We start from the raw sequence: 18,278 nt of genomic DNA on the forward strand, positions 1-18,278 counted from the left end.
TTAGCGCGGCTCCAGCTGGTTCAACCAGTCGAAGTCGCGCACAGAAATCGCGCCCGACAGGATGATCCCGGCGATGATCGCCCAAAGAACGATCGAGATACCGGTGGTGATCCACATCTTCTTTTTCATGTGATGCTCTTCCGGCGCACCCGCATGGGTGCCCGGAACGATATCCCCCAGATCGCCCTGCGTCTTGATACGAATAGGCAGAACGATCAGCAGCGTCATGAACCAGATAACGGCAAACAGAACCAAAGCGGCAGTGATAGTCATGTCAGGCCCTCCGGGCTGGCGTTACACCTGTTCCAACTCGACCAGGCAACCGTTAAAATCTTTGGGGTGCAGGAACAGCACCGGTTTGCCATGGGCACCGATCTTGGGCTCACCCGAGCCAAGAACGCGCGCGCCGGTTTCCTTCAAGTGGTCACGCGCGGCGATGATATCCTCGACCTCGTAGCAGACATGATGGATACCTCCTGCGGGGTTCTTTTCCAGAAATCCGTTGATCGGGCTGTCATCACCCAGCGGGTACAGAAGCTCGATCTTGGTGTTGGGCAGTTCGATGAAGACAACCGTCACACCATGATCGGGTTCATCCTGAGGCGCACCCACCTTGGCCCCCAGCGCATTGCGGTATTGATCCGATGCGGCCTCAAGGTCCGGAACGGCGATGGCAACGTGGTTCAGGCGTCCAATCATGATAGTCTCCTCTGTCCTGCATTGCTTGGGTTATGGAGGCTGACCGGTCAAAGAACAAGTGCGCCAAATTGCCCGTTAACCCTGTGATACTAAGCGATCACCTAACCCCACCTAATTAGGTATAAAAAACAATACGATAACAGGTTAGCACCACTAGCCATTTGGTAATGCTGGGCTTATATTTACGGGTAGGATTTACGATTACGGGGGCTGACAATGGCAACGTTTAAGGATGTGAAGCGCGGTGTTGAGGCACAGCTATGCGTCAATCGGGTGAGGCGGTCACGCACATTCCCTACACGCAGGCAAGCGGAAGAATGGGCGGCTAAGACAGAGCAGGAATTGAGGTTAGGTGATGTGCCTAGCGATGGCGGGAAACTACCTATTCTGACTATTTTACATAGGTATGAAAAAGAGAACCAAGGGCAGTGGAGCAGATCAAAGGCCGCATCTATAAAACGGCTCAAATCTGACATGACGCTTAGCGTGGACAAGCTAACGCCCTCCGCTGTCAAATCTTGGGCAGTGAACCGCCGCAAGTACGGCTTAGGTGTCAGCAGAATTGACCTCAAGTCACTAGCAGGAGCGCTCAACTACGCTAACGTAGCGTGGTTTCAGAACTACGATGTGTCAGGCATACACAAGGCGATAGCGGCGTTGGAAACATCTGGACAAATGCCGCGTGTACGTAAGCGGGACCGCCGTATTACGGATAGTGAACTTCACCTAATTAGGGAGAACTTCCGCTCGAACCGCGTTTCGTTTGATGTGATCGAATTTCTAGTAGAATGCCCTATACGTAGCGCGGAAGCTTGCGGCATCAAATGGGGAGACGTTCGCGGAAAAGTCGTGTCGATTAGAAACCGCAAAGACCCCAACGATAACGCTCGCGTAGATCGTGTGCCGCTTATCGGCAAGTCGTATGACATACTGATGGCGCAGACAGGTGAGCGGCCATTTCCCTACCTACAAGGCACGGTCAGCCGAGTATTCAGAGAAGCGGCAAGACGGGCAGGCTTAGAGGATTTGCGCTTACACGATCTACGGCATGAAGGTATCTCGCGGCTAGCTGAGGCGGGTTATACGGTCCCTCAAATCTGCGTAGTCAGTGGTCACCGGGCATGGGAAACGGTGCGTCGCTACACCCATGTTACACCGGAAAGCCTACTTTTACCAACTTGGTAAAAGCAACCTAATTGCAACCAACAAGTTGTTGGTAGGGGCAGTAAAAATATTACGGACCTCTGCCAACTTGGGACACATCTACCGTACCAACTTGGTACGGTAGATCACCTAATTAGGTAGTCCAAAACTGTGGTATAATTTATACAGCAGTTTCTAACAGGTTATAGTATAACTGGTTATGTTACGGTCTTGTCCCAATCTCCCCGGTTTTGGGGGTCGGGCTGGGGGGTCGAGGATCGACGGAGACCCCGAAAATCCAGCGTATCACGGCTGCTACGATGCCGAACGCGCGATTTGAGGGGCCGGATTTTCCGGCTCTCACGGGCCGTTCTACAGGTTGTTGTATATACATTCGAATACAACCTAGAGCATATAACAGGTTATATATTAGCACCCTAATTAGGTGATTCACTGTGCCAAGTTGGCACAGAGAAATGTGGTGTCGCAGGTCTGAGACACCACTTTTCAGCCCACAAATTCTGTTGTCACAGGTCTGGGACAACACTTTTCAGGAGACAGGGATGTGCATTCTGACGTGGGTAGCTGTCCAGCCGTGCGGCGCTAGTTTCCGCTCAAAGCCTTTCCGCCCGGTCAGGGTTAGCTTAGCGCATCCTAGCGCCTTGGCGTTCTCTAGCATCTTAGTCTGAAAGCCGATGATGTCGGCCCAACTGCCGCCCGCTAAGAATATGTGGTAGGCCGACCAGTTCGGGTACTTCTGGATTTCCGTAATCAGGAATGCGTTACCAAGCGGATAGAAGTGCAGACGCCCGGTCAGGACGCCTGCCACGATATCGTCAAAGCTATAGGAGTTATCCGCGTAGGATATGGCGCGCAGTATGTCGTCCTTATACCTAATTAGGTGTTCGGTGATCGACTCAGGCGGCGCTAAATCCTTCATCTGACTGCATCACGTACTTGACGGATAGCGCCTGCACCGGGAACGCCTGCAATGTCAGCGGCGTTTAGCAAACCTTCGAACATGGTAGCGACACCCTGCGGTGTTCCGCTGTCTCTGGTTTCACGGAACATTGCCGCTGCTGCCGAGTTCAAAAACTTACCAAACTCGTTATTGCGGTAGGCGGTGCGGTTGCGGCGCATCAGGCGCTTATAGGCGTTGTTGTATGAGCGGATATTGATGTCGCCCCGGTCATTGGTCGTCGCAGCGGTGTTACGCGCAGCTAGGGCGGCGGGATACTGTGAGCGGTTCTCAATCAGTAGAGACCTGTCCTCAGCGTCCAGCGCTTGAGCTAGTCGATTGTCCAACTCGTTCACAACGTCGTTCAGACCGTAGCCAACCTCTACTGTAGGCTGGCCCTTGAAAGCGTTTCTGGCCTGCTTCGCAAGGACGTTGCGGATTTTCATCAAGTCCTCCGCTGTCAGATACAGGTTGCCTTGTTCGTTCTGCTGCAAGTAGCTGCCAATACGCGCCTTTGCTTCTTTTAGGGCGGTATCTACTTCCGTACCCGGCGGTGCTTCTGCAATCAGATCGTCAATGCGATCCATAGTGCTACCCATTTCCATATTGCCAGCGCGTACGGCAATTTCGTCGTAGTTCTTGGAAATTTGGTCTAGCGCTTCGTCTACGTTGTCTGTGCTGGCTGCAACGCGGTTGCTACCCATAGCAGACATGACGCCACGGTTTACCGCGTCCTGCTGGATCACCGCTAGGTCTGCATAGTTGTCGATAGGCGCGTAAGCGTCCTTAAGCTGGCCTCTGAGACCGCCCCTCGCACGTGACTCGTTAAAGTTCTCGTTGTCTTGCGCACGGGCGCGGTTGTAGGCAACAGGGTCGCCAGTATCTAGGATCGTCTTTTGCGCTTGGCTGGTCGGGAAACCGTAGCGGTCCAACATGAAATCGCTGTCGTAGACGCCGCCTAGCACCTTCTCTGTCAGTTCTCCTGTAGCGTTTGGGTTCACGGCAGCACTAAGGCTGTTGTCTACCACACGCAGCGGTGTCCCAGCCTCTACAGCTTCGCGCAGCGCTTGGTTTTGAGCGCGCACGTCAGCCACGTTAGCGCCTTCCTTGATCCTGTTTGCTAGGGTCATGCCGCGCATTGCACCGGGCATAGCTTCAATAGCCTTACCTGCTACAACACCTGCGCCGCCTGCTGCACCGCCTATGATGGCACCTCTTACGGGGTTCTCTGGATCACCAGCGGCACCTAGACCAGCGTCAACACCGACACCCAGACCGGGACGCCTGATTAGCGCGCCTAGCGCAACCTCTGGCAGTATCTCGCCTACAAAAGACGAACCGGGATTGATTGTCCGGTTAGCTTCTTGGCGTGGGTCGTTTGCTGTCCGTACATCACGGCCCCGCTCTACTAGGTTTTCTCTAGGCGGTAGGATTGCGTCAGCAACAGGGTTAGGGACACCGACGCCGCCGTATGACTCAGCAATGCCGCCCGCGTAGTCTTGGAGTTTATCTTTAGCGGCACTCAGGAGTGACGAACCTACGCCGCGCTTAGCTGCGTCCCATTCTTCGCGCGTTACCTCGGTCCAGTTGTTCTCACCAACATCGCGGATAACGTAGCGGCCATCTTTGGTACGTGCTGTCTGCATGTCGTCACCTATTTATTGTGTTGGGGTCCACCTCATTAGGTGAAACGGTGCCGCCCGATCCGTAGGGCTGGACCACAAAGCGGTTAGGGTTTTCAAACGCCCACCCTTGACCGGGGAACTTCTCGTTCAGGCGGTCAACAGTGCGTTGAGCCTTCGCGATGTGATCTTGAACGGTTTGAGCGTCTGTAGCGTTGCGGCTGTTGTACGCCTCTGTGACCTCCGGCCAGCGCCTGATGTCGGTGCTAGTGTACGTCGGATACGCCTCGCGCAGTTGCCGTAGGGTTTCAGGCGATGGCTCGCGGTCTCCGTAGGTTTCCGCTACCCACGAATAGAAGTCGATTTCGCTCAGTTCATCCAACTGGAATTGTAGCGCTCTAACCTCTGGACTGTGCGTACCTTTGGTGAGCATCGCTTGCTGTAGCTGCTCAGCTATTTGGATTGCCTGATTGCGCAGGTTTATACGCTCGTTGACTGGCGCTACAGCCGTTTCTAGTGCGCTGTCAGCGGCCCAGAATTGATCGTCAGCCTCTCGCCAGTTGGTAGCGTTGATAACGTCAGCCTCAGCCGCTCTATCAATCTCTGCCTGCTCCGCTCTAAACGTTTGGTCAGACGCTTGGCGGTCATTCTGACCCTGTTGAACAATGTTCGTTCGCTCAGTCGCGCCTTGTTCGCCCAGAATAGCGCGATCCATAGCGGCGGCGTTGTTGGTCTGCGCGATCCTGAGTTGTTCAAGGAAGTCTCTTTCGCTGGCTTGGTCCTCAAAGCCTAGCTTTCCGAAGTCCTCAACGCTCAACAAACCAGCGCCCATCAGAGCGCGGCGCTTATCGTCAATTCCTGCGTCCTCTGGCAGATCGTCCAGAATGCCTTGTGCTTTCTGCCCGCGTCTGCGGTTGTATTCGGGGATGGCGTATCCATGCACCGCCGCTTGACTAGCAAGGCCAGCGCCCAGAATGCCTAAGAGTAGTGGTGCAACCATCTGTCTAACTCCTAATTAGGTGTTTACTTGAAACCGAAGTCGAAGCCTGCGCTCTCGCTGTTGCCCCGGTCATACGAATAGGCGTCGTCCTCGCCGTACGAGATACTGTCGTTACGCTGTAGGATTGTCGGGTCGCCAATGATGCCTGCCAGCGCCTGCAACGGGCCGTAGGTGCCCGCTAGGTTGTTAGTGATCATCTGACCGCCGCCAGCTAGGGCAGCGTTGTTAGCGTCAATCGACTGGCGCGATGCGTTGGCAATGATGTCGCCATAACCGCGTGTAAAGGCGTCACCGATTTCGCCGCGTAGCGCACTCTCTGCAATGCCGTGTCTGGCACCGCCAAAGGCACCAGAATTAGCAGCGTTGTCGCCAATCTGGTTCAGACCTTGTTGCTGCAACTCACCTAGGCCAGACCGCAAGCCCTCAAGCTGCGAGTCGATAACCTGTTGCGCGTTGCCCAGACCGGATAGGTTAGCAACGGCTTCATTGCCCATTGTGTTCACCCTGTCCACAAGGTCAGACGCAACCGGCTGTGAAGCGTTGAAGGTGTTCTGAGCGGCACCGCGTATGAAATCCAGAAAGCCTTGTTGGTTCGGGTCAATGAAACTTTCGCCAGAACCTTGGCTGAAATTGAAAGCGTTACGCCACGACTCAGAGAACCTATTCTGTTCGCTGGCTTCTCCACCAATAGACATTATAGATACCTCTCTAGCTTGAAGTTGCCGTATGTTTCGTAGTCACCAGCGGCGGCGCTGCTACACAGCGACAAGTGGAACATCTTGTTAGTTCCTGTCGCGTTTTGCGGCACCTGCTGATAGCGGCGCATTGCAAAATACTGACCGTTGACGCTTGGAACCATGCCGCCTTGTGCGTGTCTAAAGCCTGTAGTGACTGGATCAGCGCACGTAGGGATAGCGGTGCTAAAGCCCGTATCGCCTTTAGGTGTGTCGTGCAGGGTGCCGCCTACAAAGGCGTTGATAACGTCATAGTACAGGACGTACAGACCAGCGGGCGCATTAGCTACGCCTACTTCCAATGTCGCACCGGGTCCGGTCAGTCGATACTGCCCGTTGCCTTGGTCTGCCGCTCCTGTTCCTAGCGTGAATGTAGCACCTAATTGGGTGGTTGCTCGGCGGTTTGGCACAAGCGCCTGTCCCGGTTTGCGTACCGCTGAAATGACGCGCTGTCTGTGGCGAATAAGCTGGTTCATGGCTTAGGTTTCCTCGGCGGTTTTCTCGGCACAATCAGTTGACCGGGCCTGCGCACGGCGGTGATGGGTGGTTGCTTGATGGGCGTTAGCTTACCCATCCCAACGCCTCAGCTTGCGTCCGTATGCCGGGTTCGTATGGCGCATGAGTAGGATCAGCCAAGTAGGCGTCCAAGCGCTGCCGCGTGTCGGGCTGTCCATCTGGCGCAGCGTCAAACCACACGTACCAAACGCCGCCCTCGCGCTGTATCCAAAACGCTTTGCCGTTAGCGGTATACGGACCCTGCACAAAGTCAGGCGGCGGCGCTGGGTTTGTAGTGCCAGAAGCGGATTCAACCACTCCTTCGGTGACAGCACCGAGAACGCCTTGCGGAATGTAGATAAAGTTACCGTCAGTCGTAACCGTACCAATCAACCCGTTCTTAGTGAGTTGTGCGGTCTGCGCAATCAAACCGCGAATAACGTCAGCACGTGAGGCGTTACCGTCAACCGCGCCTGTTGTCTGTTGGTTGCCGCCTGTCTTGAACTTCAAAACCCACGTCACGCCGTTGCTACCTGTTTCGGGTATGCTGGTGACGTCAACCGCATCTGATCCAGCGTGAATGGCATGCGGCACAGGGTGTGTAGGGTGATGATGCGCAACAAGTTCGGCATGTTGCCGTGCCAGCTTGGGATAAAAGCCGTATTCATCCCCGCGTCCAATATCCAATTTTCCAGTCATGTCAGCGTCTCCTGTACTTGGCTAGTTCGCCTGTTAGGATTTCCTTTTTCATCGCCTCAGAACGTTCTAGGCGGTCGGCCGACTTGAGCGCTGGTTTGCGCTTTGCAATTTCGTCAAAATCTTTTTGAGGGACTTGAACGCCCTCGTTAAATGCGGATTTGGTGGCAGAGCGACTACCACGAGCAACGTATGGGCATGGAAATTTAGATGTCACGGTACGTTTTCTCATTCCATATTTGACGTATTGTGTGGTCGCTTACCCCAAATTCCTCGGCAACGTCTTTTGCAGTAAATGAGGCGCGGTCTACGTCGTATTTGATGTGTTTCGCATCTTCGTCGGTCAGCTTCGTATTCGTCGGTTTGCGTACAAACATTTGAAGCCCTTTCACCTAATTGGGTGATTGGCGGCGTTCTCTTACACCCGCCGCCAATCTACATGCGCTTAGGTCGTGACTGCGGCTGTCGGATCAATATCCAACAGGACACGCCCCGCATTGCGGTTAAGCGCACATACTGTGCCGTTGGCATGCATCAGGCGCTTATCGGCAAGGCCGGTTTTCGCCAGTTCGTCAACGGTGTAGCCAGTCAACCACGAAATATCGAGGTACATCGGGTCGAACACGTAGACAGCGGCTGCGTCCAGTTCAGGACCAGTCGAGTCAGCGTACATTTGCTGGATACGGTTTGCGATCATGTCCAGCGTCACGCCAAAGTCGGTGATGAACACATTGACGCTGCCAAGAGCGGTGGCAGCACCGCCTTCGCCGACGTTTTGCGTTTCGCGGGTCAGAGTGGCGATACGGCTGGACGATGTGAACATGTACTCAGACAGCGCACGAATGACCGACGGAACGGACATGATGACAGACGGGTTTGCGCCATCCATCCATGCCTGTTCACATGCGTCACGCACCAGCGTTTCGGTCAGCGCCTGCTTGGCACCAGCGGTGATGGCTGTCCACGAACCAGCGGAGAAACCGCCGCCTGTTGCGCCTGAGCCTGTATCTACCTGGGTCAACTGTGTCGCCAGACCAGCGGGAACGCCAGCGGTGACGCCATCGCCGCTGTCTGCGGTGTTGCCTTGGATGCCCAGAAAGTTGGCCTCATAATCGCGGCGCAGTTCCTTTTGGCGCTGCATCACCTGATAGCCCAGCGATGCAATCGAACCGATGCTATCCGCGTCCTGAGCGGCTTGGGATACTTTGACTTCTTTCGTCAGAATACCCGTGTGGTTGCCCAGACGCGCGCCAAGTTTGCTGTCGTCTTTGTTGCTGTCTGCACCGTCAGCAACGAACCCGCCCATCTTGGGATCAGCCAGTTCATCTTCTACCCACTCGTGGTAGTGATTTTCTGCGGTGGACGAACCAACCAGATCAGTGAAGGGCAGCGGGAAATCTGAGATATCCCAGATTGTGTCCATCACGTCCTCGCGGATCGTGCCGTTGAAGTCTACAGAAGCAAAGTTCTGATGTGTCGAAGGATTAGGCATTATCGTTTGGCCTCTTGTAAGATGGCGTTCACAGCAACCGCCTTATCCTGCGGTCTCGTGCTTGAACGTCCTTTTGCGATTGTCTCGGCTGAACGATTTGGGCGACGTTGCTTGCCCTGCGGCTTCCTAGTCTTAGGCGGCGTCTGTTCAGGCTGAAAATCCATCAGCTTTTGTAGTTGCCGCTTAGTCTGGATGAGGTCCTTGATTGCTAGTGCAATCCGGTGGTCACGTATGACCAACTCATTAGGTCGAAACCCGTAAGCCTGCATATATTCCGCTACATCATTGCGGAACGTGTCTAGCTGCGCCTTGTCTGCCAGTTCAGGCATTGTCTTGAGCATCATGCCGCGCTCTCGCGCCTCTTGCTCTGACGTGTGGCGTTGCAGCTTTTGGACGATTTCAGGTGATAGCTTGCCCTTCAAATCGTGCATAACCGAGTCGAGTAGCTGCATGTTTTGCAGCATTGCGCTCTCACGCTGACTAATCGCGGTCTCACGTTCTACGCTCTCGCGCGTGGCCGCTTCCTGCGTTGTGATGCGATCTTTAATCTCACCAAGCGTCAGGGTTTCACCGTCTCCGGTGGTGATTTGCAAGCTGTCGTACAGCTTCTTCGGCGTTGTTCCTAGCGTCTCCGCTAGTTCCTTTACGGATAGCTCGCCAGCAAGGGCGGCTTGGGTCACAGCACTGCCCTCCCCGCCCTCACTGGCGTCACCATTGCTTTGGGGGCCGACTCCCTCGGCAGTGGCGGTCTCTTGATCACCTAATTGGGTGGTAGCTGTTTCATCCAAGTTGGATGAAACCACCTCATTAGGTGATGTTTTTCCGGTTAGCAGGTCGGTAACGGCTTGGCGTTTCTCAGCCTCACTCCTCCGACGCGGTTGCGGCGTTTGTCCCTGCTGACCGCGTGATTTCGAAGTAGATGGCTCGGAAGGCCGCGCGGCTCGCTTGAATGGATCGTCTGAGTTGTTCTGCGTCGTCTGCGGATTGCTCAGCAAGCCACCGTTCGTATTGTTCTCGCTCATGTTCGGCCTCTATCTGTTTCAGTGTCGGCAGTGCTTCGCGCAGCGCCGTTAAGTGCGATGCGTTCACGGTTCTGTCCCTCCAATTGGACTTTCTCTAAGTCGGTGATGCCCTTAGCGACGATTTCGGCCTCTTTGGTCTCGGCCTGTAGGCGGTCGGACCAGTATTTGTAGGCCAGTTCGTCTTGGCTTTCCTTTGCCGCCTGTTGCAGCTTCTGCATTTCAAGCTGGTAGATAGCCTGCTGGATTTGCTGCTGCGCTTGTTGCTGCGCCTGCTGGCTCTTAGCGTTGCGCTGCGCGGCTTCCTTGGCGGCGGTAGAATTGGGGTTGATTGAGTAGTTATCTGGCTCGTCTAGGCCAGCCATCACCGCCCAATCGTGGATTGTGTTGTAGATCGTGGACACATCAGCAAGCACACCGTTCATGCCTTGCCCGATTGCTTGCATCTGGATTTGCAGCATCTGCGCCAAGGTGCGCTGAATGTGTGTGCGTTCACCGGCTGACATGCCAGCCTTGACATTGCAGCGAATGCGTTGCGGCCACTGTGATGGGTCAACCTCTACCCAATCGCCATTGAATTTGAGGTTGATAGGCGCATTGGAGAAATTGCGCATCATGTGGTGCATCAGCAGATACGCAGGACGTATCAACGTCTCTGCTAGATTGTGCGACATGAACGCAACCAACAGTTCGCGTTGCCCATACTGGCGCTCAATACCGTAGGCGGTCTCGCCCACTAATTGCGCGTCGGCTGTCATCATGTCCAACGCCGCCCCGCCGCGTTCTGTGCGCATCTTATCTTGGTACGTCAGAGCGTTGAGGATTGAGGCACCAATATCGTTTTCGTCAATGCGGATAGGCGGGCGCGTCACATCTTTGGTTTTGATGATCTTGCCGCCATTCAGCATGTCTTGCATGTCAGTGTTGGTCGGATCGACTGTCCAGCGTCCGCCGCTGATGTAGCCGATATTGTCCAACCAGTGGCGCAGCAGTTCAGTCTTATACACCTGCGTCTGTTTCAGGTGATCATAGAGGCTTTCGCCTTGAATGCGGTGGCTCTTGATAAACGCTGTACCAAGGGCGTAGGGCGTTACCTCTACTTCCTCATGTTCTAGGACGTAGCCGCCTGCACCGCCTGCGTACAGGACGCGTAGGCGCTCTGAGATACCGTCACCGTCAACGTCAAAGCGTAGATAGACCTCGTAGCACTCAATAACCTGCTGGTCATGGGTCTGAGCAAGGTTCGCTGTCTGGTTCGACGCGTTGCGCTTGCGCTCTACAAGCTGCTGGCTGTCAGTGATGTAGCGGAGTTTATCAACCACCTCTTTAGGGTGTCCCATTTCCACCAGATCAGACCGCGTATAGTACAGCCGTTCAGCAAAGAAGCGCAGCGCCTGCACGTCAGACTTCGACGCGTTCGCCTCATAGATGATGTTGTCAATCGGGACTGCATCAAAGCGGAAGTGCCGCACTGTTGTGGTGATCTTGACGCGATCACCGCTGTCAGTGAGTTCGCGTTCCTCATTCGGCAATTGAGGCTGTAGCAACGCCGCTATCTGTTCTGGCGGCAGTTGTTCACCACCTAATGAGGTGGAAACGTAACGCACGTCTACGTCGTCCTCTACGTAGACCTTGCAGCAGGCGTTACGCATCAGCAGCGCGTCCTTGATTGCTTCCTCAAGTTCAATGAACCCTTGGTTGCGCTCAATAATCACGTTGTTGACTGCGTTACTCTCCGCTCTCGCGCGCTGTTCGTCCTCTTTGCCGTTGCTCTCGAAGGTGACAAGCGCATCAGTGGACAGCATGGGCGTCAGTTGCGCTAGTACCGCGTTCGTCATGTCTGCAACGTCGGTGGACACGATAAAATCGGCGTTCGATTTGGCGTCATGCGGCGCTGGCTTCTTGCCCTCGTAGTAGTCCAGCGCGTCTTGGCGGTTCTGGTACGTCTCTGACTGGTCGCTGTTCTCGCCGTTGGCAATCTCAGCCTGAATGACCGCGCGTAGCTTCTCTTCTGTCTTGGTTTGCTTGATAGACATTAGAACCTCACAGACTTGGACGGCGACACGCCGCTTGGATACTGCGACCAGTCAGTGCGACTAGGACGGATCAGAGCGTAGGTCTGTATCGCGTCAACGTAGTGACTTGACCAATCGTGTACCGGGCTGAGTTTCATCACGCGACGTACCTCGTCGTAGTCGCTGTGATAGTTGAAACAGGCTTCTACAGTCGTCTTGCACTCGTCCTTGTCGAACCAACAATGAGGCAGCAGCTTACGTACTTCCTCAATGCCCTCGTGCTTAGACTTCACGCGCTCTGCTACTTGCACGTCGTAGCCATAGCTGCGCATCGCGTCCTCACGCGTCATGCCTGTTTGTAGGGAATGATTACGCGCGTCATGTGGCGCGCATATTGTATCGACTGTGAACGGCAGTTTCTTCCAGTCGTTCAACATGTCTGGAATGCTGGTTTCTTGGTACGCGCGCGTACCTATGAAATGATGTTCTGTCCCGACTGGCTGAATGAAGTGGGCAACAAGCAGGTCTGAATACCCAAGGTCTAGCGATGCGTATACGGGCGCTGTCTTGTCGTACTTAACCTGCGTGACTTGCCCGCGATCCGTAAGCGCTGACATTTCTTTTGCATAGAACGCGCCACGGATTGCAGCATCAAAGCTGCATTCGAACTCTTGCATATACTCCGCATCGCTGAGTTCTCTACGCATTGACTTGAGTTCAGCAGGCGAAAGGATGCCAGTTTCAGACGCCTTGAACACGTGCAGCGACCAGTCAGGATCACCGCTGTTCTTGGCGTAGTCGTAAAAGTCCCACATCAAGTTATGTCGGCCCTTGGGCGTACCCATGAGGATTGCCCAACCTTTGCGGTCAGACAGCATCGGGCGAATAACCTGCGTCCAAGCTGCACCGGGCACTTGTGCGCATTCGTCGATTGCTACCGCATCCGCGTACAGCCCACGCAGCGTGTCGTACTGTTCACAGCCCAACAGTTGCAGACGTGAGCCATTTGGGTAGTCAATGCGCAGTTCCGCTTCGTTGATCTGGACGCCGGGAACGGCGCTTGAGAACTTCTTGGCGTAATCCCACGCTAGACGCTTCACTTGGCGGTAGCTTGGCCCGACATAAAATGTCCGAAAGTCGCCGCTTGTGGACTGCATGCAGGATATGAAGCATTCGATGATTGCGGCCATTGTCTTTCCCGCGCGACGGTGAAGGCAGCGGACGCTAAACCTTGCACGTTCTTCGTACATTTGCCGCTGCACGTCGCGGAAGTTGATGTGGATTTTCACATCAGCCATCGTCGATCACCTCATTAGGTGATACCGCTGTTCCCTCAATCACCTCATTAGGTGATGGCACCTCGCCACCGATTACGACTGTGACCTCACCTTGCACCGCAATATCGTGATCAATCGTTTTCAAACGAGCGAAAGCGTAAGGTAAGAGTTCAAAGCATGCGTCCCGCAACTCCTTCGAGTCCGGGTCCTCTTTCTCAAGCTTGTGGAGTTGACGCACTATCGTTTGCAGCGGATTGAACTCCAACCGCTGCAAAATCTGGGATGCACTGTCGCGTCTTTGCCGAGCCATAGCCCCACACCCCCTAATTAGGTGTAAGCTGTTGATTTCATTAGAGCGCAACCGTCGGCCTAGCTGCACTCGCGTTAAAGTTGACGATAGCATATGTATATACATATGTCAATAGGAATGTTTGGCGTAAGCCCTTGTGAACAAAGGCAAATACCCAGATTAGGTGATAACTAAACTGATCGGTTTAGATGCGGTCGAGCGGGGTGTTACGGTTTACCGCCGCTTGCAAAGATTGGGATAGGCTGCGTGCGTGAGTACAGCCGGGTATAAGGTACATACGCTACTCACGCACTCACGCAAAGCGCGTGAGTTCGTGCGCGAGGTAGCGTTAGCAGATCGAACTTACTCACGCGCTACTCACGCAGCTCACGTAAGTCATTGATTTTAAACGATTTTCTTGCGTGAGTAGTGCGTGAGTATACTCACGTAGCACTCACGCAGCTCACGCACACGACCACCCAATTAGGTGGACTTAACCGGGCGGAAAGCGTCAGAAAGGCTAGGACCGGGCTTCACACGCTTAACCGCCTTGTTGCGTGGGCGGTCTGGGTCTTCGTCTAGTACGATCATAACCACTTCATCAGCAATCAATCTGTTTTGAATATCTTTAGCCTGTGTGTCGGTTAGTTTCTTACCGTCCTCGCTATACAGCCTAGTTATCACGTTCCACAGCTTGAGGCCCTGAGCGTTGCTGGCACCAAATACAAATTGCTCATTCAGCACTTCAACTAGGCGGATAATGAAGTCATTTTCATACTCGCGTTCTTCCGCGTCCTCTTTCGTGGGCGGCTCAAACAGAGACACCGCTTGTACTTCACTTTCGCCGCCATCCTTGGCGACTACAATTTGTGTGTTGATGCGATAGTACATCAGCAATCCGGTGGCGGTGATGTTACTCTTGGTGATGGTGGCTGAGCGGATAGCGACGCCCTCTAAGTCAGGGTCGCGTTCTTTCCACTTCTTTGTCGTGTTGGCGTTTGGTTCTGTTACGTTTACAACCACGCGGGCAACGTCAACTAATTCAGAACCGTGCTTAATGTCGTGCTGTGAGGCTGGGCGGTTACCGTAGGTCGTGGGTTTCCTGACGTGCGAGATTTCCGCTAATGCTATGTCAGTCTCTTGCGCCAGTTCGTCTAGTGTTCGCGCCATGATATTCATGACTTCGTTGGTGATAGCCATACCGCCATATAGTACCGCCAGCGGGTCGATTATAACGGCGTCGAATTGCTGGAACAGTAAGCGGAACTTGGCAACCATGACGTCATTAGGAATGTAGCTTTTAGTGTCGTCATCCCAGACAAGTAGGTTCACTGGCCGCGTCTTGGGTACTTTCAGAATGCGGTGAAGTCGGTCCTTACCTATGACAGCTAGAGCGGTGCCTTCTAGGCTTACGCCGTGTTCCTGTAGTCCTGCGTTGAGTACCCGTAAGTTGGCGTCTTGGTCGTCCTCAATTCCTAGGAAACAGACGCGGCATTTATCGACGGGCAGTCCGAATATTGGGGTGCCTGTCGCCATAGCTATAGCGGTGGTCATGGAAAACGTTGTCTTAGATGATCCGCCCTCGCCTGCTATTACCGTGACGTAACCTCTGGCGTACAGCCGGTTATGCAGGAAACGGACGCTCTTTTCTGGTGTCAGATCGTCACTGGCTTGGCAGTCCTGTAGTGCGTCGAGGTCAATACCCGCCTCTAGTGGAATAATCTCCGCTGTTTTCTTTTTATTGTGAGCGGCGGCTTGCTGCATAAATGCCTCTCTCGTTCTAGCCGCCGCGCGTTGTTCGTTCCTCTGTTTTAGTGAGGTGTTGGCGCTGCCTTTGAAAGCTTTAGCGCCCGCCTCTAGTTCTGCCATTTGTTCATCTGTGAGCATGAACTCTGTGAGGTCGATTTTCTTTTCATTCCCGTCGTCGTCTATTTCGAACATCGTAGCCCCTAATTAGGTGGAAAAAAGGCCCGACGCGTCCGCCGAGCCAGTTGCTGAAAAACTCAGAGAACGCCAGTGGTGAATGGCAACGGGACTTGCGCGTCTAAATCAAACGGGCCTGTTTCCGGTTTGGGCTTTGCCGTACTCAGCACGTCGGTAATGCACCAAACGTAGTGAGACTTTATGCCGGGGTCCCTGTTGGGTCTAAACAGTCCTCGGTGATCAGGTTCCGGCCAGCATTCGTCGCCTGATAAATACCAGTCAGATTCGTCAAAGAAGTCGTCGGGTAGTTCTAGGCAAAGAGGCTCCGCTTCTGCCTCTAAATCGCGCCAATGCTTTTTGCCGCCTAGCACAGCGTAGTGTTGATCGAAAGGGACGTACTTACCGTGCGACAGCTTCCCTAGTCCGAACATTAAATGATCGTTCACGTATAAAAGCGTGTCTCTTGGTAGCGTTTCGACAAGTGTGCGGACGTGTTCTAGCCGCTTAATAAAAGTGTTCGGCTCCATGTATACTGGCATGTCGGCCTCCTTAGTTTGTGGTTTCGATGGTGGTTTCTGACAGCAACGCGGCAGCGTCTTCGTCAGTAAGTTCGCCTTGCATCCGCAAAGGCTCTGCGGTCCGTGCGCCCTCTTCCTCGCTCATTTCCGCCTCATAGTTTGGCGTCGGCGCGAACAAGAGGTTAGCGGTTTCGAACAAGTTCATAGTCGGCCTCCTAATTAGGTGTTTACGTTTTGTTGTTGTTTTGTTCTTCCAAAGCTTGCACTTTGCGCTCTAGTAGTGCGAGCCTGTCCGCTTCCGCCCGGTTGTGTTGGTTGTCCTCGCGGATGAATTGGACAAGCCACTGCAAGTCAGAGACAGACACATCTTTGTCTCTGCTATCCTCTAGGTCGTTGCGTAGCTGCTTGGCCTCGTTGTGCAGACCTCGGAATAGGTCAATTACGATTTCCGCCTTGCGTTTGTGCGCCAAGATCGAGTCCAACGCGACATCCCGCATCTTTAGTTCTTCGGTATGCTGGGTTGTGTTGCCTTCGATTAGGTCAGCAAGGATTTTCGTGCGCCGCTCAAGGTCCGTAGCGAGGCCCTTGATAGCGCCTACGATGTGGTCAAGCTGCTTTTGGCTGATTTCCATTGGGTGACTCCTAATTAGGTGATCAGTGTTTGAGTGCTGGGGGTAGGTCGGCAACAGTAGCGGCGGCTTCGAGCGTTGCTACGCGCGCCTCTAATACCAACCCGGCGCTATACAAGCGCTCCATTGAAACGCGCGCATCGTCTAGCTGCTGTTGCAAGTTTTCCGCGGTTTTGATCAGGCTGAACACCGCGCGCTCAAGTTGTGCTATCTTTTCTGCGTCGCTCACCGGGTATCCTTCCGTGTGTCTACTCCAAACGGATTGACGTAGCCGAAATTCTCGGCACGGCCTCGGCCATAGCGGTTGTTCATGCCCTGCATCGCCTCATTCTTCCAAGCGATGATGTCACTCTCAAAATAGACGACTGGCGCATTAGGTGCGTCACCGATTTTATAGGCAGGCGGGCCTACCCCACGTGTAATGTAGTTAGCTAGAGTTTGAGAACTTATGCCCATCAAATCGGCGGCTCTGAGACGGCCTACAGGCGTCTCATTCTCCCTGCCTTTTACGATGATGGGGACGGTGATCAGTGTCATTGTCGGCCTCCTTTGGGTGGTAACACTGTAAAAGCTTTGTGCGACATATATACCACATATTAGTTAACATGTCAAGTGTTAATTTACGGCACGGTTACGGGTAATTAAGATTTTGTTAACCTTTTCAATAGGATAAAATTAACCCTGTGTTAGCCAGAAGTTCCTAGCGTGAGGCATCTGCTGGATAGGAGAGCTGCCATGGACGATTCGGGACCCTTGACCACCATTGCCACACCCACCGCGACCCGACCGTTGCGAGGACAGACCATTCTGGTTGTCGAAGACAGCCGATATTCCTGCGACGTGATCCGCTTGATGTGCCTGCATAGCGGCCCGCGGATCCGGCGTGCCGATTGTCTAAAATCGGCCCGGAGCCACCTGCAGATTTATCGCCCTTCGATCATCGTCGTGGATATGGGGCTGCCGGATGGCTCGGGCGCTGATCTGATTGCTGAACTGACACAGGCCACCCCTCGCATCGGGGTAATCCTTGGCATGTCAGGCAATGACTGCACCCGCGAACATGCGATGCAGGCCGGGGCAGATGGTTTTTTGGACAAGCCAATCAAATCCATGGCCTTCTTTCAAAGAACTATTCTCGAGTTGCTACCCGAAGACCGCCGCCCCAGCGAGCTGCACGCGGTCCGGGATGAGCAGATCCATCCCGACCCCCTCGCCTATCAGGACGACCTGGCCCATATCGCCGATGTGCTAGCCGGACCGAATGATCACCGCACGCTGGACTATGCAGCCCAGTTTCTCGGCAGTGTCGCGCGTGAGGCCAATGATCTGGTCCTGATCAAGACGGCAAAGGACCTTGCCGCTTCGCGCTCTGAAGGCACGCCGATCACCGCCCGCGCCGCGCAGGTTGCGGGGATTGTTCAAGACAGATTGCAGCAGAAAGAGGCTATATGAATTGGTCACCGCCTATTTCATGACCGCATCTTTGTTGTGTTTGTGGATGTACCGACAGACCCGCAGCTCGGCTCGGGCCATCCGGGCGAAACGGGTCGGGGTGGCCAATCCTCTGGACTAAAGCGTTTCGGGTTTCACCTGAGTCATCAAGTGACACCAATGTCCCGAGAACGCTGAAAGCGTGGCAGGGTATTCGTGTCACAGGTTTAACCCGAAGCGATCTAGGTCAGGTTTGCTTGAAGCAATGAGCGGCACCACCGTCCTGAGAACGTCACAGGCATATCCAGGGATTGAGGTGACGAGACAGAACCGAAACA

Annotated in this window: 22 protein-coding genes; 2 read left to right on the top strand and 20 right to left on the bottom strand. The window is 54.1% G+C overall.

The window, feature by feature from the left end; all coding sequences use genetic code 11:
• Together ACR0JF_RS16615 and mce are read right to left on the bottom strand one after the other, a co-directional pair.
• Positions 1-273 carry a DUF1467 family protein gene (locus ACR0JF_RS16615; protein ID WP_170374730.1) on the bottom strand — a complete coding sequence of 91 codons (273 nt, stop codon included), beginning with the start codon at positions 271-273 and terminating at the stop codon, positions 1-3.
• A 21-nt stretch (positions 274-294) separates the two neighbouring features.
• Positions 295-699, bottom strand: coding sequence for a methylmalonyl-CoA epimerase (gene mce / locus ACR0JF_RS16620; RefSeq protein WP_170662184.1), 405 nt, complete (start codon positions 697-699; stop codon positions 295-297).
• 216 nt (positions 700-915) lie between these two features.
• Here mce and ACR0JF_RS16625 point away from each other — a divergent pair, with 216 nt between their 5' ends.
• Complete coding sequence (locus ACR0JF_RS16625) at positions 916-1,884, top strand: site-specific integrase (protein ID WP_480669558.1); 969 nt, start codon at positions 916-918, stop codon at positions 1,882-1,884.
• Between the two features lie 508 nt (positions 1,885-2,392).
• Here ACR0JF_RS16625 and ACR0JF_RS16630 read toward each other — a convergent pair.
• The 18 genes from ACR0JF_RS16630 to ACR0JF_RS16715 form a co-directional block, all read right to left on the bottom strand.
• Complete coding sequence (locus ACR0JF_RS16630; RefSeq protein WP_480669559.1) at positions 2,393-2,782, bottom strand: hypothetical protein; 390 nt, start codon at positions 2,780-2,782, stop codon at positions 2,393-2,395.
• Positions 2,779-4,446 carry a hypothetical protein gene (locus ACR0JF_RS16635; RefSeq protein WP_480669560.1) on the bottom strand — a complete coding sequence of 556 codons (1,668 nt, stop codon included), beginning with the start codon at positions 4,444-4,446 and terminating at the stop codon, positions 2,779-2,781. The genes ACR0JF_RS16630 and ACR0JF_RS16635 overlap by 4 nt, the downstream gene beginning before the upstream one ends.
• Before the next feature lie 4 nt (positions 4,447-4,450).
• Positions 4,451-5,422, bottom strand: a complete 972-nt coding sequence (locus ACR0JF_RS16640) for a hypothetical protein (protein WP_480669561.1) — start codon at positions 5,420-5,422, stop codon at positions 4,451-4,453.
• A 23-nt stretch (positions 5,423-5,445) separates the two neighbouring features.
• A complete protein-coding gene (locus tag ACR0JF_RS16645) occupies positions 5,446-6,117 on the bottom strand; it encodes a hypothetical protein (protein WP_480669562.1) in 672 nt (223 codons plus the stop codon).
• On the bottom strand, positions 6,117-6,632 hold the full coding sequence (locus ACR0JF_RS16650; RefSeq protein WP_480669563.1) for a hypothetical protein: 516 nt from the start codon (positions 6,630-6,632) through the stop codon (positions 6,117-6,119). Before ACR0JF_RS16650 ends, ACR0JF_RS16645 begins: the two co-directional genes overlap by 1 nt.
• An 85-nt stretch (positions 6,633-6,717) precedes the next feature.
• Positions 6,718-7,350, bottom strand: a complete 633-nt coding sequence (locus tag ACR0JF_RS16655; RefSeq protein WP_480669564.1) for a hypothetical protein — start codon at positions 7,348-7,350, stop codon at positions 6,718-6,720.
• 442 nt (positions 7,351-7,792) lie between these two features.
• Positions 7,793-8,839 (bottom strand): SU10 major capsid protein, encoded by a 1,047-nt coding sequence (locus ACR0JF_RS16660; protein WP_480669565.1) that lies wholly within the window; start codon positions 8,837-8,839, stop codon positions 7,793-7,795.
• A complete protein-coding gene (locus tag ACR0JF_RS16665) occupies positions 8,839-9,627 on the bottom strand; it encodes a hypothetical protein (RefSeq protein WP_480669566.1) in 789 nt (262 codons plus the stop codon). The genes ACR0JF_RS16660 and ACR0JF_RS16665 overlap by 1 nt, the downstream gene beginning before the upstream one ends.
• A 73-nt stretch (positions 9,628-9,700) precedes the next feature.
• Entirely contained in the window at positions 9,701-9,928 is a 228-nt protein-coding gene (locus ACR0JF_RS16670) for a hypothetical protein (RefSeq protein ID WP_480669567.1), read from the bottom strand.
• The gene (locus ACR0JF_RS16675; protein WP_480669568.1) at positions 9,858-11,894 is read right to left on the bottom strand and encodes a portal protein; all 2,037 of its coding nucleotides are present in this window, start codon (positions 11,892-11,894) and stop codon (positions 9,858-9,860) included. Before ACR0JF_RS16675 ends, ACR0JF_RS16670 begins: the two co-directional genes overlap by 71 nt.
• The gene (locus ACR0JF_RS16680) at positions 11,894-13,171 is read right to left on the bottom strand and encodes a terminase large subunit domain-containing protein (protein ID WP_480669569.1); all 1,278 of its coding nucleotides are present in this window, start codon (positions 13,169-13,171) and stop codon (positions 11,894-11,896) included. Before ACR0JF_RS16680 ends, ACR0JF_RS16675 begins: the two co-directional genes overlap by 1 nt.
• The gene (locus ACR0JF_RS16685; RefSeq protein ID WP_480669570.1) at positions 13,164-13,460 is read right to left on the bottom strand and encodes a hypothetical protein; all 297 of its coding nucleotides are present in this window, start codon (positions 13,458-13,460) and stop codon (positions 13,164-13,166) included. Before ACR0JF_RS16685 ends, ACR0JF_RS16680 begins: the two co-directional genes overlap by 8 nt.
• Before the next feature lie 462 nt (positions 13,461-13,922).
• On the bottom strand, positions 13,923-15,380 hold the full coding sequence (locus ACR0JF_RS16690; protein ID WP_480669571.1) for an AAA family ATPase: 1,458 nt from the start codon (positions 15,378-15,380) through the stop codon (positions 13,923-13,925).
• A gap of 62 nt (positions 15,381-15,442) precedes the next feature.
• The gene (locus ACR0JF_RS16695; protein WP_480669572.1) at positions 15,443-15,901 is read right to left on the bottom strand and encodes a hypothetical protein; all 459 of its coding nucleotides are present in this window, start codon (positions 15,899-15,901) and stop codon (positions 15,443-15,445) included.
• 10 nt (positions 15,902-15,911) lie between these two features.
• Positions 15,912-16,085, bottom strand: a complete 174-nt coding sequence (locus ACR0JF_RS16700) for a hypothetical protein (RefSeq protein ID WP_480669573.1) — start codon at positions 16,083-16,085, stop codon at positions 15,912-15,914.
• Between the two features lie 22 nt (positions 16,086-16,107).
• Positions 16,108-16,512 carry a hypothetical protein gene (locus tag ACR0JF_RS16705; protein WP_480669574.1) on the bottom strand — a complete coding sequence of 135 codons (405 nt, stop codon included), beginning with the start codon at positions 16,510-16,512 and terminating at the stop codon, positions 16,108-16,110.
• 22 nt (positions 16,513-16,534) lie between these two features.
• Positions 16,535-16,738 (bottom strand): hypothetical protein, encoded by a 204-nt coding sequence (locus ACR0JF_RS16710; RefSeq protein WP_480669575.1) that lies wholly within the window; start codon positions 16,736-16,738, stop codon positions 16,535-16,537.
• Positions 16,735-17,046, bottom strand: coding sequence for a helix-turn-helix transcriptional regulator (locus ACR0JF_RS16715; RefSeq protein WP_480669576.1), 312 nt, complete (start codon positions 17,044-17,046; stop codon positions 16,735-16,737). The genes ACR0JF_RS16710 and ACR0JF_RS16715 overlap by 4 nt, the downstream gene beginning before the upstream one ends.
• A 198-nt stretch (positions 17,047-17,244) precedes the next feature.
• Between ACR0JF_RS16715 and ACR0JF_RS16720 the strand changes: the two genes are divergently transcribed.
• Positions 17,245-17,961 (top strand): response regulator, encoded by a 717-nt coding sequence (locus ACR0JF_RS16720; protein WP_170662186.1) that lies wholly within the window; start codon positions 17,245-17,247, stop codon positions 17,959-17,961.
• The last annotated feature ends 317 nt before the right edge of the window (positions 17,962-18,278 follow it).

This window comes from Ruegeria sp. BG11 (assembly GCF_056538565.1).

What these genes read in the sequence shown, in the direction of transcription:
- ACR0JF_RS16630 (WP_480669559.1), bottom strand. Translation starts at nt 2,782, where the DNA reads ATGAAGGATTTAGCGCCGCCTGAGTCGATCACCGAACACCTAATTAGG.
- ACR0JF_RS16625 (WP_480669558.1), top strand. Translation starts at nt 916, where the DNA reads ATGGCAACGTTTAAGGATGTGAAGCGCGGTGTTGAGGCACAGCTATGC.
- ACR0JF_RS16615 (WP_170374730.1), bottom strand. Translation starts at nt 273, where the DNA reads ATGACTATCACTGCCGCTTTGGTTCTGTTTGCCGTTATCTGGTTCATG.
- ACR0JF_RS16655 (WP_480669564.1), bottom strand. Translation starts at nt 7,350, where the DNA reads ATGACTGGAAAATTGGATATTGGACGCGGGGATGAATACGGCTTTTAT.
- ACR0JF_RS16650 (WP_480669563.1), bottom strand. Translation starts at nt 6,632, where the DNA reads ATGAACCAGCTTATTCGCCACAGACAGCGCGTCATTTCAGCGGTACGC.
- ACR0JF_RS16660 (WP_480669565.1), bottom strand. Translation starts at nt 8,839, where the DNA reads ATGCCTAATCCTTCGACACATCAGAACTTTGCTTCTGTAGACTTCAAC.
- ACR0JF_RS16715 (WP_480669576.1), bottom strand. Translation starts at nt 17,046, where the DNA reads ATGACACTGATCACCGTCCCCATCATCGTAAAAGGCAGGGAGAATGAG.
- ACR0JF_RS16705 (WP_480669574.1), bottom strand. Translation starts at nt 16,512, where the DNA reads ATGGAAATCAGCCAAAAGCAGCTTGACCACATCGTAGGCGCTATCAAG.
- ACR0JF_RS16680 (WP_480669569.1), bottom strand. Translation starts at nt 13,171, where the DNA reads ATGGCTGATGTGAAAATCCACATCAACTTCCGCGACGTGCAGCGGCAA.
- ACR0JF_RS16640 (WP_480669561.1), bottom strand. Translation starts at nt 5,422, where the DNA reads ATGGTTGCACCACTACTCTTAGGCATTCTGGGCGCTGGCCTTGCTAGT.
- ACR0JF_RS16700 (WP_480669573.1), bottom strand. Translation starts at nt 16,085, where the DNA reads ATGAACTTGTTCGAAACCGCTAACCTCTTGTTCGCGCCGACGCCAAAC.
- ACR0JF_RS16635 (WP_480669560.1), bottom strand. Translation starts at nt 4,446, where the DNA reads ATGCAGACAGCACGTACCAAAGATGGCCGCTACGTTATCCGCGATGTT.
- ACR0JF_RS16675 (WP_480669568.1), bottom strand. Translation starts at nt 11,894, where the DNA reads ATGTCTATCAAGCAAACCAAGACAGAAGAGAAGCTACGCGCGGTCATT.
- ACR0JF_RS16695 (WP_480669572.1), bottom strand. Translation starts at nt 15,901, where the DNA reads ATGCCAGTATACATGGAGCCGAACACTTTTATTAAGCGGCTAGAACAC.
- ACR0JF_RS16645 (WP_480669562.1), bottom strand. Translation starts at nt 6,117, where the DNA reads ATGTCTATTGGTGGAGAAGCCAGCGAACAGAATAGGTTCTCTGAGTCG.
- ACR0JF_RS16690 (WP_480669571.1), bottom strand. Translation starts at nt 15,380, where the DNA reads ATGTTCGAAATAGACGACGACGGGAATGAAAAGAAAATCGACCTCACA.
- ACR0JF_RS16720 (WP_170662186.1), top strand. Translation starts at nt 17,245, where the DNA reads ATGGACGATTCGGGACCCTTGACCACCATTGCCACACCCACCGCGACC.
- ACR0JF_RS16685 (WP_480669570.1), bottom strand. Translation starts at nt 13,460, where the DNA reads ATGGCTCGGCAAAGACGCGACAGTGCATCCCAGATTTTGCAGCGGTTG.
- mce (WP_170662184.1), bottom strand. Translation starts at nt 699, where the DNA reads ATGATTGGACGCCTGAACCACGTTGCCATCGCCGTTCCGGACCTTGAG.